Here is a 14144-nt window from a genome sequence, read left to right on the forward strand (position 1 = left end):
AATGTCTTGAGTGCAGTGGTAGCGCTGTTCACCACTTAACGCGGCGTTATGTTCTTTACAAACTACTCACCTGCCGCGATCGTAGGTATAGCTATCTCATACATGATGCAGGCTGCTCTAGCTTTCATCAAAGCATTTCTTCGGATTTCAAAAGTTTGGTTTCCATCAGCAGCAATCTCTATTTGATTTGTTACTTTATTTACTATGTTGTTACGAGTTGAGGCAATAGTTCCTCCACTCAATCCGGACTCTTGTAAGGTTTGGCTTGCAAAGTTCGTGGCACCAGCCCATCCTCCAAGACCAGCAATCCATGCTGCATTTGAAGTCGCAGAGGCAGCTGCGAGTGCTGGAACAGCAATTGAACCAGCTACTAGTCCAGACATCGAAAGCCAGTAAGCTTGCCTAGCTTGTTTCTCTGACTTAGCTTCGTATCCGGAAAGCCTAGGTAAGCAAAAAGCTAACACTTCGGACAGTTTATCCTCGATTAATTGTTGATTTACTTCACTTAGTTGCTCCGTAGAAAGTTTATCATCAGTTATTTCTGTTACTGAAAATGACTTTGACGAATCTTCCGAGATATTAAATTGCGGTGCTGAGCTACAGCCAGCTAGTGTAACTACTAATAGGGAGGGGAATAATGTAGATTTAGTAAATGTCATAATAACCTCGAAAAGTCGTTTAATATTCCAGTTGTTTCAATAAAACTAGTAGCTTTTGGTGGCTAAGGTTGTCTCAATTTTGAGCAAAACATAACAAAGCATTTAAGGCTGATTCTCAACTCTTGGCATTTTTTCATTTTATCTTTGAGTGCGGTGTTTACGGTAGTAAGGTTAAGTCTCGTGATCGCGTTGTTCACACCTTAATGCGGCGTTAGGTTTATAGGTAAGTTCATGGAAATAATCAGGTTTCAGTCTCATCATTACGAAGCAACAGCGCAACTTTACTTTGAATCTAGAGTTGCCACTTTCACTTTCATGGACACAGCAATATATTGTTTAACTGATTTTGTGAAAGACACTGATGGAGAAGAAATTTGGGTAGCTGTAGAGCAGGATACCGTTATCGGTTTTATCTCAATCTGGAAGCCTGAAAACTTCATACATCATCTGTTTGTAAGCCCTAAAAACCTTAAGCAAGGTGTTGGTTTAAAATTACTAAATCATGCTAAATCTCTAAGTAATCGCTTAAGTCTCAAGTGTTTGGTTCAAAATACAAATGCTACCAAGTTTTACCTTTCTCAAGGCTTCACAATTCTAGAAACAGCGGGCAAAGGGAAAGAAGGCTATTATCTAATGAGCTTTGAGGCACAAACCTAACAAACAATTTAAGAGTGACTCCTAACGCTTGGCGAGTTCACTTTGATTTGAATTTTGTGTTTACGGCGCAATGGTTTAGCTTGGGTGTTATAGCGTTGTCGCACCTTAATTGGGCGTTATATTGCATAAGATTCAAAGGGTTAAATTATTCGTTTATCTTTGTTCTGCGTTCAAGCTACACACCTGTTCGTTTCGTGAAAGTTGCCATCAAAATGACCATCGCACGTAGAAAGTGCGTCGGCAAATTAGCTGCAACGTCACGCAAGTCTCCTCGTTAGTAAGTTTCGCTGGCTCAAGTTCATTTTGCGCGGCTTCTTTTTCGTGGGAGCTTCATTGGAATTTGTGGCTTCAGCGCACTTTGCCGTCAGGTTTATTGCTCGAATTCTTTGTCACTCAGGCTACTCAAATTTTTCCAATTTCAGCTCATTTCGCTTCTTAGCCAAGTGTGCTTTATTGTCTATGATTGAGTTTCGAACTATCCGTTTTACTTTAGAGTTCAAAGCCAGTAGATTTGTAATTAATTCAGCACCTTGGTGCTAAACTTAGCTCTGCCGTGCGGGCAATATAACAAAGCATTTAAGAGGGATTCTCAACGCTTGGCATTTTTGCATCTACTTCAAATTTAGTGTTTACGGTACAATGCTTTAGGTGGGGTGGAGGCGTTGTTCACCCCTTAATGCGGCGTTAAGCTTCTATTGTCTACATTTAATTTACGGATTGCCATTCTGTTGTTATAATTTCTTTATTTTGAGAAACGATTATGAACTTAGGTATAGTTCTTGCTGTAAGTGATTATGGCAGTAAAGATAATGATCTTCCAGGCTGTGCGGCGGATGCAGTTGCTGTCACATCAATTCTGAAACAAGACTCTAAATACGCAGATGTTTTAGAGCTATCTACCAATACAACAAGTGCGAATGTAAAAGCACAGTTGATTGAATTTATAAATAAACACAAGGGTAAAGAGGCGATTGACGAGGTTGTATTTTACTACTCTGGTCACGGTGACTTTACAGGAAATGAGTTTTACTTTTTACTAAGTGATTTTGATACAAACCGAAGAAAACAAACTTCGTTAGAGAATGAAGAGCTGGATAATCTCTTAAAAGCTCTCAATGCTAAAGTAACTGTAAAGATAGTTGATGCATGCCATTCTGGCAAAGCATACATCAAGGACTCAGACTCTTTTGATAAGTACTTAAATGAATCGAAAGGTAAGTTTGAAAAATGTTATTTTATGTTCTCCTCTCAGCTAGAGCAGTACTCATACCAAGATGAAGCTCTAAGCTTTTTTACAAAAAGTATAATTGAAGCGGTTAAAAATCATACCGCTGATACTATTCGATATAAAGATATCATCGATCAGGTTTCTGATTCTTTTGCATCAGATGCTGAGCAAACCCCTTTTTTTGTAGTTCAAGCAGATTTTACGGAGCATTTTTGTACGATAACAAAAACCTTACGTGAAAAACTATCTGCGCTCATCGTTTCTGGTGAACAAGAAGAATCAAAGCAACAATTCTCTAGCTTAATTGATGTAATCAAATTGGATGCTGAAAGGTATTGTGATGAACAAGAAGCTTATAATTTATTTAATTCATTTATAGCATCTTTAGAATCGAAAAATTTTTCAGGTGACTCTGAAGAATTATATGAATACAGTATTCAAACTAGTGATGAAGTCGCAGATAATTCAGCCTCCATTGGTAATTGGCTAGTAAATACAGATAACTCGTACTTTGCGCGTCCAGTATATAGTCGTGTTGAGCGTACGAAGAGGGTTCCTAAAAAATCTCTATTTGCTACAGCGAGCCTTTTTACAGATGAAAGTGATGATAATCATTACAAAACTGTAAATTATTCTGATCTAGAGGTGTCTGGGTACAGAATTACGGTAGATCAACCAGTAAAGCTAATTGAATTAAAAGCTGAACCTAAATATCCCAATATAAATGCTGGGGTAGCATTTATTGTTCCTTTGCTATCTAAAACAGATCTTCGTGTGTTTTTTTCATATGCAGCTTATGATGAAAGCGGTTGGAATAAGCGTACTCTAAAGCAAAAGTTAAAATGGTCTACAAAATTTGTAGCCCTTAAATCGTTAACAAGCGCAGAGCTTTCAGAACAGTTAGTCTCGGATTTTAGTGAGTTTTTACTTGAACCACTGAATAAGACTTTCGACATCAAAAAAGAAGAAGAAGGCACTGAAAAGTAGAAGCTTAACAAAGCGTTTAAGACAGATTCCCAACGCATGGCATTTTCAGTGCTATCGTTGGGTTTTGTGTTTATGGTGGTATGGTTAGGTTTCGTGGTGGCGTTGCTCACTACTTAACGCGGCGTTATAAGCCCGAGTACCCCACGTTTAGTAGACACTTTACTAAGTTAGATCTAGGGTCTAATTGAGAGGTGATTTATGGCTAAACATCGTAATCCAGCGTACACCGAAGAATTCCGCAAAGAAGCAGTTCGTCTGTCCGAGCTTCCAGGTCGTACAGCCGCATCCGTTGCGAAAGAGTTGGGCGTCAGCGCCCAACAGATTGCTAACTGGAAGCGTCAATTTAACCGCTTGTCTGATAAACAGTTTAACACCTTAGACGGTGTTGATTACTCCAAGAAAGAATCCGAAGAACTGCGAGCGCTTAAGCGCGAAAACAAACGACTTAAAGATGAGATGGAATTCCTAAAGAAGGTCTCGGCGTACTTCGCGAAGCAGCAAGAGTGAAGTACGAGTTCATCGAAAGTTATGTGGGTGAGTATGCCGTTGTTCTTATGTGTTGTGCATTAGGCGTGTCCCCGAGTGGTTACTACAAATGGTTAGGTCGCTCGCTTAGCGAGCGAGCAAAGCGTCGAAGCCGCTTTGAACAGCTAGTTATGTGTACCTTTGCCGAGTATCGGGCTAGGTATGGTTCAGTTCGCTTAGCTGAAGAGTTAAACAAAGCAGGCTATGCCTGCAGTGTGAACTATATTGCTGATATTATGACGAAAAAGGGTATTAAGGCTCGAAATGGAAAAGGGTTTAAATACAGTAAAGATGTCGCGGCGATGACGAATGTCGCCGATAATTTATTGCGTAGAGACTTTGAGGCCGAGAGCCCCAACCAGAAGTGGGTCACCGACATCACCTATATCTGGGTAAAGAGCCGTTGGCTCTATCTTGCGACAGTGTTAGACCTTCACTCGAGACGCATTGTGGGTTGGTCATTAGACACCAATATGACAGAGGTGCTCATCACCAACGCTTTGAAAATGGCGTTTAAGTCACGCAAGCCGCCGAAAGGCGTCTTAATCCACTCAGACCGTGGTGTACAATACAGAGCTTATAAGTATCAGGACTTCATGCGAAAGCATGGAGGCGTACCAAGCATGAGCCGTCAGGGTAACTGTTGGGACAATGCAGTAATGGAGTCGTTCTTCAGTCGACTGAAAGTCGAATTGATTTACGCAGAAGATTATCAAACAATCGAAGAAGCCCGAATGGGGATCTTCGAATATATCGAAGTGTTCTACAATCGAAAAAGAAGACACTCAGCGTTGGGGCATGTCAGCCCCGTTGAGTACGAAAGTATGTAGTTATGTACTGTCTACTTTTTGTGGGGTACACCAAAGCACAGGAAAGTTAAGATGAATAAAATCAATAAAAAATCGATGGAATTGAACAAGGAATGCTTCTCCGTGCTCAATGATATATCTGAGTTTAAACCCCAGTTTTATCACATTTTATGCTCAAAAAAGCTTCATGGTTTCGAGGCGAAACTGGGAAAACTTCGTAAACAGCTTTCTGAGTTGGACTCTGAAATTGAACCTCATACAAACATGCCTGATGATTACAACTCAATTCAAAAGTGCTCAGGTAAGCTTTCAGTAGCATTCAATACACGAAACATTGCGCTAACCACACTTGGTGAGGCGCAGCGTTTGTTGTCATCTCATGAGGGCAGTGCACAATTCAAAGCTACGACCATAATTGCTTTGTTAGCGGTATTAATATCAGTAGTTAGTGTAGTGAAATAGTGCTTATAACAATCAATTTAAGAGGGATTTACAACGCTTGGCATTTTTGCTTCTACTTCAAATTTAGTGTTTATGGCACAATGCTTTAGGTTTGGGTGTAGGCGTTGTTCACCCCTTAATTGGGCGTTATACGCTTTTAGGAAATAATCGAATATGAACAAGTTAGTATTCAGAGTTTGTGATGAGAATAGTCCGTATTGGGCTGATCTAGAAAGGTTATTTCAAAGTGAATGGTCTGACTTTTTCTTCGTTGATACCTATAAACCTGAAGCTAATCTTCCTCCAGTCTTGGTTGCTTTGAGAAACAACGAAGTTATCGGTGGATTGGATTATTCTCGTTTTAAAGAGCCACATGGAAGTTCAGATGTCATTTGGTTTAATGCTGTCTTTGTTTCGCCAGAGTTGCGCGGTCAGGGCATTGCTAGTGAGTTGATTAACCGAGGTGTTGAGCAAGTATCAGAAATGCTTGAAAGTCATCTGTATGCTTATACAAATGACGCCCCGTTGTACCAGTCTCTAGGTTGGTCGGTGGTTGATATTGAAAGTGAGCCAAATCATAGCGTAATGAGTATCTCACTCAGGACTTAACCACGCGTATAACAAAGCGTTTAAGACGGATTCCCAACGCTTGGCGGCTTCAGTTCAAAGATATGCATCAGTGTTTAGGGCGTAATGTCTTGAATGCAGTGGTAGCGTTGCTCACCACTTAACGCGGCGTTATGTGATTTCAGAGGGTATCGCATGGAAATTCAGATTGTTGGAAAAGGGGCGGTAAGCGTATATGGGTGCTTAAAAGATGCGTACAACAAGTCTCGAAAGAGAAAAATCGATAACTTTATGAAGTATGTTGATGCTCGGTACGAAGTTATGACTCCACAGGAAAGAGATAAACTAATCCATTGCTTAGATAGTAGTGAAGGGCAAGACTTGTTGTCTGATTATGTAAATAATGCTCTAAATACTAGCAGTGATATAGTCGTGATGTCTTATGCTTTGTTGTACTGTAATGATCCTGATTTCAACTTCTCGACTCAAGATAAGCGGTCAATGGTTTCTTCATTACAGGGTATCAGTGACGATCTCGTATTATTGTTCATTGAGTTGGCTAAGTTAGAACCCACGCATGAATATGAAGCATTCAAACGAATATTAATCACCCATCAAATTGGTGACGAGATTAAGAATGGTGGTAACCTTTATGTGGATATACCTGAATTGATACGAAGAGGTTTACTATTGCCAGACCCTAAGCCTGCGACATTTAGTAGTAGTGAGTGGAACATTGCGTTTGGCATATCTCCCGTAGCTTTACAGTGTGTAAAGTTGCTTGAAAAAAGTTCTGAGCTACGGAAAATCACATAACAAACAATTTAAGAGTGACTCCTAACGCTTGGCGAGTTCACTTCGATTTGAATTTTGTGTTTACGGTGCAATGGTTTAATTTGGGTGTTATAGCGTTGTCGCACCTTAATTGGGCGTTATATCACAATCACTAATCATCTAGTCTTTTCATAGCCTTACGGTAAACATCGCTTCGTTCACGTTTGCCTACAGCTAAGACGGTTACTATGATTACGTCATCCTCAACTTTGTATACTAAGCGATAACCTGATTGACGTAGTTTGATTTTATACATGTTATCTGCGCCAGAGAGTTTGGAAGCAGGTATATGTGGGTTGTCTAAACGCTCAATCAGCTTTTTCTTGAATTGCTGTTGTAAAGTCGATCCGAGTTTCTTCCACTCTTTGAGTGCGCTCTTTTTGAAATCAAGCTTATAGGTCATCAATATTTACCGAAATACTCTCTTCTAATTCGCGTTCTTTTGCTATTGTAAGTAGCTCAAGATCTTCGAGTCTGTCCATCATCATTTCGTATGCTTCGGCTGGAACGCAATAGAAGGCGGGTTCATTTCGATTGAGTACAGCAACAGGTTCACCATAAGCGCTAGTAGCAACTTTCATTGGGTTTGCTTTTAGTTCAGTTATACTTGCAGCAACATCGGCTAAGATTCTAGTGGTCATTAAATAAGTCCTTTAACTGGTCTTTATAATGGTCATTGTAGCGCATGGTAAAGTGATATAACAAACAATTTAAGAGTGACTCTCAACGCTTGGCGATTTCACTCCGATTTGAAATTTGTGTTTACGGCGCAATGGTTCAGTTTGGGTGTTATAGCGTTGTCGCACCTTAATTGGGCGTTAGCCATCAGGAGGGAAATTGGAAATATCTAATATTAAATTAGCTTTGATAAGTGGAGCTTTTGCTGTCTTAGGTTCTTCTGTTACAGGGCTGCTGTTGGTCTATAGCAACCAAGTTATTGCAGAAAAAGACATTCGGATAAAAACATCAGAAATTGTTCAAAAAAATCACGATGTACTTCGAGAAAAATCAGAAGTGTTTATGAATGGTGTCTATGATTTCTTTTTAGTTCTGTACAATAATCCACACGCATCAAAATTAGAAATTGATAAGGCTATTCTTGAACTGCAAAAGAAAGCAATGGCTCTTTCAATTTACTCCAGTCCCGAACTTGGAAAAGCTTCACGAGAGCTCGTACTTGAACTGTCGACTTTTCCGCATAGTACTACTGTCGCTGAGGATACAGCCGACAAAGTAGTATCTGCTTTTGATGAGTGGCATAAACAATTTTATATTGAAACTTCAAACTACAGTCTGGAGTTAATGCCAAACAGCTTTGTAAGGTCAGTTTTGCTGCGATACGTGGCAAATGGCTAACAAAGCATTTAAGAGGGATTCTCAACGCTTGGCATTTTTGCATCTACTTCAAATTTAGTGTTTACGGTACAATACTTTAGGTCGGGTGGAGGCGTTGTTCACCCCTTAATGCGGCGTTATGTGCCACTCGAATAGGTCGAACTTAAAGTTGAGAAACAGACTCTCGTACTGTAAAATTCCTAGTCTTATCAATACTATTTAAGGTATAAGTTATGGCTTATTCTAGTTCAGAACGTGAAATATTTGAGTCGCAAGGTTTGTGTGGAGAATGTGGTGGTGATGGTTGTAGTGACTGCGAAGGTACAGGTTCATCTTCAGATAGTTCTTGGGACGAAGAAGAGTAAATTTTAATTAACTCTTAAGTAAAAGATCGCAATTTGCGGTCTTTTTATTTGAATGTTATAGAGCATTCGACCTGATACAATTAAATAATTTAAAGTTACATATGGTGAAACCTTCAGGCTAAGCGATAGTATTCACTGATAAAATTTCACAGTGGTAAAGGCACATAACAAACAATTTAAGAATGACTCCTAACGCTTGGCGATTTCACTCCGGTTTGAATTTTGTGTTTACGGTGCAATGGTTTAGCTTGGGTGTTACAGCGTTGTCGCACCTTAATTGGGCGTTATGTGCTATCATCAATTTCTTCCACTTTACGGTGTTTTTTATGAAACTTATCCCTCTTTTAAAGCAGCCTCGTATTCACTGACGGCATAGTGTTATTTCAATAATTCTTATTATTTAACATTTGCTTGAGGTTTCGTATGCAAAAAAAGCATTGGTCAAAATTTCAGTTACTCCATGAGGTGGTAACTAACTCTAATATTTCTATCAAAGGTACTCACAGTTATTACAGTGATTGTTGGGATAGCGGGTTTGAAGAATCTGTTGTTCGATATCTTCACGGTGATGAAGTTAGCCGTAATTGGGAACCAAGGTGGAAAATAGATAAGCTCCATATTGGTGATTATGTTTGTATTGGTGCAGAAGTGGTTATCTTAATGGGTGGTAATCATACCCATAGAGCTGATTGGTTCTGCTTGTACCCATTTATGGATTACATTGATGAAGCTTATATAGGTAAAGGTGATACCTTTATCCATGATGGTGCATGGCTCGGGATGAGGTCAATGGTTATGCCTGGTGTAACTATTGGAGAAGGTGCGATAGTTGCAGCAAATAGCGTAGTAACCAAAGATGTTGCTCCCTATAGTGTTGTTGGAGGAACGCCCGCGAAATTAGTTAAATATCGCTTTGATGAATCGATTATTGCTGAGCTTCTGAAAATGCGAATTTATGACTGGCCTTTGGAGAAGTTCGAAGCATTAAAGCGGTATCTGTGTGCCTCGGACATTCAGCAACTGAAGAGTGCAGCTTTGGCGTATGATGGTCAAAAATAGCACATAACAAAGCGTTTAAGAGTGATTCCTCACGCTTGGCAGTTTCGCTTCGCTCAAGTATAGCCAAGCGTGCATCACACCTTAACGCGGCGTTATGTGACCAGCTGAGAAAGTCGATAGATCCGTAATGTTAGAGAGTTTAGAGCTATGTTATTGGTAAATAAGGTGTTGTATGAAAAATCAAATGTTTGAACACTGGCAAAAAGTAAGAGAGCAGGGTTTTCTTGCTTGGATCTTCAAAAGTTGCTTCTTGATAACTACGTTCTACATCATATTCAATGTACTTCTTCAGTACTCATCATCACCGGCGGAAACTCTTTTCGATTACTTAAGCGAACAAGTTCTTAATTATTTTGTTTTCTCGGCTTTCATGTTCTTTGTGTATTGGGGGATTTGGTTGCATCGAGAGTCAAAATATCAAAAAGAGTCACAGCGCAGAAATGTCACATAACAAACAATTTAAGAGTGACTCCTAACGCTTGCCGATTTTACTCCGATTTGAATTTTGTGTTTACGGTGCAATGGTTTAGCTTGGGTGTTATAGCGTTGTCGCACCTTAATTGGGCGTTAGGTTTTCGAGGTAATATGAAAGAATATATAGATACTTTAAGCTCCCTGATTCAAAGTCCAATATTGAACGAATAGATAATTCGACCGAAAAATTTGATATCCATATAGTCAAGGAGCTGTATGAGCGAGGCTTTATTGATGCCATGTATATCAATAATAAAAGTACTCTTGGGTTTATAGCACCTAAAATCAACATAAAAGGTAAAGAGTGGCTTGCAGCCCAAGAAAGTATTTATCGCGCTCTAAAAGAACCTCAAGAAGATATGATTGAGGTGAAGCCTAATTTCATGGGGTTAGGGATCAACTTTAATGCGGTATATCGAAAGTTGAAAAAATAAACCTAACAAACAATTTAACCTGACTTGCAACGCGTGGCAGTTTCACTTCTAATCGGTTTCAGTGATTATGGCGCAGTGCAGAACCACTGTATTGCGTTGCTGCGCAAGTTAATTGGGCGTTATATTGCATAAGATTCAAAGGGTTAAATTATCCGTTTATCTTTGTTCTGCGTCCGAACTACACACCTGTTCGTCTCGTGAAAGTTGCCATCAAAATGACCATCGCACGTAGAATGTTTGTCGGTTAATTAGCTGCAACGTCACGCAAGTCTCCTCATTAGTAAGTTTTGCTGGCTCAAGTTTATTTTGCGCGGCTTCTTTTTCGTGGAAACTTCACTGAAAATTGTGGTTTCAGCGCGCTTTGTCGTCAGGTTTCTCATTCGAATTCTTTGTCACTCAGGCTACTCAAATTTCTCCAATTTCAGCTCATTTCGCTTCTTAGCCAAGTGCGTTTTATTGTCTATGATTGAGTTTCGAACTATCCATTTTACTTCTGAGTTCAAAGCCAGTAGATTTGTAACCAATTCAGCACCTTGGCGCTAAACTTGGCTCTGTCGTGCGGGCAATATAACAAAGCGTTTAAGACGGACTCCCAACGCTTGGCGGCTTTAGTTTAAAGATATGCATCAGTGTTTATGGCATAATGTCTTGAGTGCAGTGGTAGCGTTGCTCGCCACTTAACGCGGCGTTAGGCCACGTAGGTTACTTTATCAATAGGAAAAGGTCGTGAAAGGTAAGATTACAGAATGGAATGACTCAAAAGGTTACGGTTTTATATCAGCGTTGAATGGTAATCTGAGAGTTTTTATTCATGCTTCATCAGTGAAAAATAGCAATCATCGACCTAGGTTAAACGATGAAGTAACGTTTGAAGTTAGTGAAGATAATCGTGGGCGATTTAATGCCGTTGATGTAACAATAGAAGGCAAGCAAGCACTTCCTTTGACCGTATTATTTGGTTGTTCATATTTAGTTTTCGCGTGTGCAGCACTTATCGTTTTTGGTCGACCATTATTTATAATTCCACTTTATATCGGTATAAGTCTCATTACGTATGTAATGTTTTCAGTGGACAAAAAAGCAGCTCAAACTGGGCAGTGGAGAACGCCAGAAAATTCACTTCATATGTTATCGTTGTTTGGTGGCTGGCCTGGAGCATTGTTCGCACAAAGTCAGCTACGCCATAAATCGAAGAAGCAGCCGTTCAAAGCAATTTTGTGGATCACTATAATCTTAAATATCAGTGCATTTCTTTGGACTTTTACTCCCTCAGGTATCACTTTGATTCAAAGAATATCGAGTGTTTTTTACTAATAGAACAGCGGTTGTACAGTGGCCTAACAAACAATTTAAGAGTGACTCCTAACGCTTAGCGATTTCACTCCGGTTTGAAATTTGTGTTTACGGTGCAATGGTTTAGCTTGGTTTTTATAGCGTTGTCGCACCTTAATTGGGCGTTAGGTTTACGGTTAAATATGGAGGTCGCTACATATGATATTGAAAATTAAACAGTTATGTTCCTTTCTGCTGATGCTTTTGTCCTGTAGTTCTTTTGCTGCGGATGAGCAGACTAAAGTGCCAGGAACATCGGTGAGTATGATAAAACCTGCAGGATTCACACTGTCAGAAACGTTTTCTGGTTACTTTAATAGCCAAAACCAGTCGAGTATTCTAATTGCAGAGGTTCCAGAAAATGCGTATGAAAAGTTATCTATCCTCTTTAATAATATTGAGTTGGCACGAGTTGGCTTAGCGAAAAGGGGGGTTGAGGTTCTTGAGATTAAAACGCTCGATTCTGCTGATATTAATGATCCAATCATCATTGGTAGACAGTTAATTTCAGGTATTTATGTTAGTAAGTATATGGCGCTGTTTAGAGGACAAAAAACGGTCATGGTTACTTACAATATATTGGGCGAAAACTCATTGAGCGAATCGACCGTTTTCGAATCAATCAAAACGATTAAGCTCGGTGAAGTTGCGTCATTGGAAGACAAGCTAGAAGTTCTATCTTTCAAATTTGATTATAGTCTACCTTTCAAATTATCGAACGTAATTGCTGGATCTGCAGTTATTCTCACTACATTCGATGGTACAGATAAATCTGGAACGTTGCCTTTAGTAGCAATAGGTAGTTCACTTTCTAGTGTTGGGGCAATCGATTTAAAATCGACTTCTCATACTTTGGCAAGCTCAATACCTGGTTTTGAGGACTTTAAGATTCAATCCGAAGGTGAGGCGAATTTTGCTAATACATCTGGGTATAGAATGGAAATTAGAAAAGCTGATATGACAGCTATACAATTTGTGGCTTTCTTAGATGATGGCACATATTTAAGGTTAGTATCTACTGGTAGCTCGGATCGTATGATGCTACAAAAAGAAAAAATCGCTGAAATAGCGGCATCTGTAAAACCGAAAACCTAACAAGTTGCTTAAGACGGATTCTCAAACGCGTGCCATTTTTCGCTTCGCTCAAGTGTGGCACACGCTTGTTCACCACTTAGCAAAGCGTTATGAAGCAGGGAGGCTTTAAGTATGATTGATCAAGTTGGAAATACAAAAATTAGGCTAAAACATAGAGCTACGTGCCACTGTGGTTCGGTAGTTCTTGAGTTAACATTACCAAAGGGGATCGAAAACCCTAGAAGGTGCGATTGCTCAATTTGCCGAAGAAAAGGCGCAATTGTTGGTTCTGTCAATTTGAGTGGTATTAGAATCGTTGAAGGACAAGAGTTTCTGAAGTTGTATCAATTTAACACCAATACAGCGAAACATTACTTCTGTTCAAATTGTGGTATTTATACTCATCATCAACGTCGCTCAATTCCTACAGAATATGGTTTCAATATTGGCTGTCTTGAGGGCGTAAATCCATTTGATTTAGGTGATGTAGTTACAAACGACGGGGTTAATCATCCAGCCGATAGAACTGCTTCATAACAAACAATTTAAGAGTGACTCCCAACGCGTGGCGGTTTCTCTCTGATTTGAATTTTGTGTTTACGGTGCAATGGTTTAGCTTGGGTGTTATAGCGTTGTCGCACCTTAATTGGGCGTTATATTGCATAAGATTCAAAGAGTTAAATTATCCGTTTATCTTTGTTCTGCGTTCAAGCTACACACCTGTTCGTTTCGTGAAAGTTGCCATCAAAATGACCATCGCACGTAGAAAGTGTGGTGGTTAATTAGCTGCAACGTCACGCAAGTCTCCTCGTTAGTAAGTTTGCTGGCTCAAGTTCATTTTGCGCGGCTTCTTTTTCGTGGAAACTTCATTGAAAATTGTGGTTTCAGCGCGCTTTGTCGTCAGGTTTCTCGTTCGAATTCTTTGTCACTCAGGCTACTCAAATTTGTCCAATTTCAGCGCATTTCGCTTCTTAGCCAAGTGTGCTTTATTTTCTATGATTGAGTTTCGAACTATCCATTTTACTTCTGAGTTCAAAGCCAGTAGATTTGTAACAAATTCAGCATCTTGGCGCTAAACTTGGCTTTGTCGTGCGGGCAATATAACAAAGCATTTAAGAGGGATTCTCAACGCTTGGCGTTTTTGCATCTACTTCAAATTTAGTGTTTACGGTACAATGCTTTAGGTTGGGTGGAGGCGTTGTTCACCCCTTAATGCGGCGTTAGCACTGGTCTGGTGTAAGTTGTTAAACTCTCCTCTTTTAGTGTACATATCGCATATATAATAAGAAGTTACGTTATTACTATTTCTTGATAGTGCATGCTCGATTATGATGACATTTCAACTATCAGCCATTAAGGTTTCA

At 39.6% G+C, this 14144-nt stretch carries 18 protein-coding genes; 15 read left to right on the forward strand and 3 right to left on the reverse strand.

From position 1 onward, the window contains the following. Window positions 1-62 precede the first annotated feature (62 nt). On the reverse strand, window positions 63-659 hold the full coding sequence (locus OCV39_RS06085) for a hypothetical protein (RefSeq protein ID WP_261889277.1): 597 nt from the start codon (window positions 657-659) through the stop codon (window positions 63-65). Between the two features lie 231 nt (window positions 660-890). On the opposite strand from OCV39_RS06085, the gene OCV39_RS06090 reads away from it, so the two are divergent. From OCV39_RS06090 to OCV39_RS06120, 7 genes are all read left to right on the forward strand, one after another. After that, window positions 891-1316, forward strand: coding sequence for a GNAT family N-acetyltransferase (locus OCV39_RS06090; RefSeq protein WP_261889278.1), 426 nt, complete (start codon window positions 891-893; stop codon window positions 1314-1316). Between the two features lie 760 nt (window positions 1317-2076). Then, on the forward strand, window positions 2077-3531 hold the full coding sequence (locus OCV39_RS06095) for a caspase family protein (protein WP_261889279.1): 1455 nt from the start codon (window positions 2077-2079) through the stop codon (window positions 3529-3531). Window positions 3532-3729: 198 nt separating this feature from the next. Beyond that, on the forward strand, window positions 3730-4038 hold the full coding sequence (locus tag OCV39_RS06100; protein ID WP_017054517.1) for a transposase: 309 nt from the start codon (window positions 3730-3732) through the stop codon (window positions 4036-4038). Further along, complete coding sequence (locus OCV39_RS06105) at window positions 4035-4886, forward strand: IS3 family transposase (RefSeq protein WP_261889241.1); 852 nt, start codon at window positions 4035-4037, stop codon at window positions 4884-4886. The genes OCV39_RS06100 and OCV39_RS06105 overlap by 4 nt, the downstream gene beginning before the upstream one ends. Before the next feature lie 51 nt (window positions 4887-4937). After that, window positions 4938-5327, forward strand: coding sequence for a hypothetical protein (locus tag OCV39_RS06110; RefSeq protein WP_261889280.1), 390 nt, complete (start codon window positions 4938-4940; stop codon window positions 5325-5327). 153 nt (window positions 5328-5480) lie between these two features. Continuing rightward, complete coding sequence (locus OCV39_RS06115) at window positions 5481-5915, forward strand: GNAT family N-acetyltransferase (protein WP_261889281.1); 435 nt, start codon at window positions 5481-5483, stop codon at window positions 5913-5915. Between the two features lie 153 nt (window positions 5916-6068). Next, window positions 6069-6689, forward strand: coding sequence for a hypothetical protein (locus OCV39_RS06120; RefSeq protein WP_261889282.1), 621 nt, complete (start codon window positions 6069-6071; stop codon window positions 6687-6689). Window positions 6690-6819: 130 nt separating this feature from the next. On the opposite strand, the gene OCV39_RS06125 is transcribed toward OCV39_RS06120, so the two are convergent. Together OCV39_RS06125 and OCV39_RS06130 are read right to left on the reverse strand one after the other, a co-directional pair. Beyond that, a complete protein-coding gene (locus OCV39_RS06125; RefSeq protein WP_053302227.1) occupies window positions 6820-7110 on the reverse strand; it encodes a type II toxin-antitoxin system RelE family toxin in 291 nt (96 codons plus the stop codon). Continuing rightward, complete coding sequence (locus tag OCV39_RS06130) at window positions 7100-7348, reverse strand: type II toxin-antitoxin system Phd/YefM family antitoxin (protein ID WP_171757608.1); 249 nt, start codon at window positions 7346-7348, stop codon at window positions 7100-7102. The genes OCV39_RS06125 and OCV39_RS06130 overlap by 11 nt, the downstream gene beginning before the upstream one ends. A gap of 196 nt (window positions 7349-7544) precedes the next feature. Here OCV39_RS06130 and OCV39_RS06135 point away from each other — a divergent pair, with 196 nt between their 5' ends. The 8 genes from OCV39_RS06135 to OCV39_RS06170 all read left to right on the forward strand — a co-directional run bounded on the left by OCV39_RS06135 (window position 7545) and on the right by OCV39_RS06170 (window position 13317). Then, window positions 7545-8063: a hypothetical protein gene (locus OCV39_RS06135; protein ID WP_261889283.1), complete on the forward strand. Its 519-nt coding sequence runs from the start codon at window positions 7545-7547 to the stop codon at window positions 8061-8063. 212 nt (window positions 8064-8275) lie between these two features. Continuing rightward, window positions 8276-8407 carry a hypothetical protein gene (locus OCV39_RS06140; RefSeq protein ID WP_261889284.1) on the forward strand — a complete coding sequence of 44 codons (132 nt, stop codon included), beginning with the start codon at window positions 8276-8278 and terminating at the stop codon, window positions 8405-8407. Window positions 8408-8830: 423 nt separating this feature from the next. Next, window positions 8831-9466 (forward strand): CatB-related O-acetyltransferase, encoded by a 636-nt coding sequence (locus OCV39_RS06145; protein WP_261889285.1) that lies wholly within the window; start codon window positions 8831-8833, stop codon window positions 9464-9466. Window positions 9467-9638: 172 nt separating this feature from the next. Continuing rightward, window positions 9639-9917, forward strand: a complete 279-nt coding sequence (locus OCV39_RS06150; protein WP_261889286.1) for a hypothetical protein — start codon at window positions 9639-9641, stop codon at window positions 9915-9917. A 262-nt stretch (window positions 9918-10179) separates the two neighbouring features. Next, entirely contained in the window at window positions 10180-10374 is a 195-nt protein-coding gene (locus tag OCV39_RS06155) for a hypothetical protein (RefSeq protein ID WP_261889287.1), read from the forward strand. A 726-nt stretch (window positions 10375-11100) separates the two neighbouring features. Beyond that, window positions 11101-11688 (forward strand): DUF1294 domain-containing protein, encoded by a 588-nt coding sequence (locus OCV39_RS06160; protein WP_261889288.1) that lies wholly within the window; start codon window positions 11101-11103, stop codon window positions 11686-11688. 177 nt (window positions 11689-11865) lie between these two features. Beyond that, window positions 11866-12801, forward strand: coding sequence for a hypothetical protein (locus OCV39_RS06165; RefSeq protein WP_261889289.1), 936 nt, complete (start codon window positions 11866-11868; stop codon window positions 12799-12801). A gap of 114 nt (window positions 12802-12915) precedes the next feature. Further along, window positions 12916-13317: a GFA family protein gene (locus OCV39_RS06170; RefSeq protein WP_261889484.1), complete on the forward strand. Its 402-nt coding sequence runs from the start codon at window positions 12916-12918 to the stop codon at window positions 13315-13317. The last annotated feature ends 827 nt before the right edge of the window (window positions 13318-14144 follow it).

The sequence above is a fragment of the Vibrio cortegadensis genome (genome assembly GCF_024347395.1).
In the GTDB taxonomy this organism is placed as follows: Bacteria; Pseudomonadota; Gammaproteobacteria; order Enterobacterales; family Vibrionaceae; genus Vibrio; species Vibrio cortegadensis.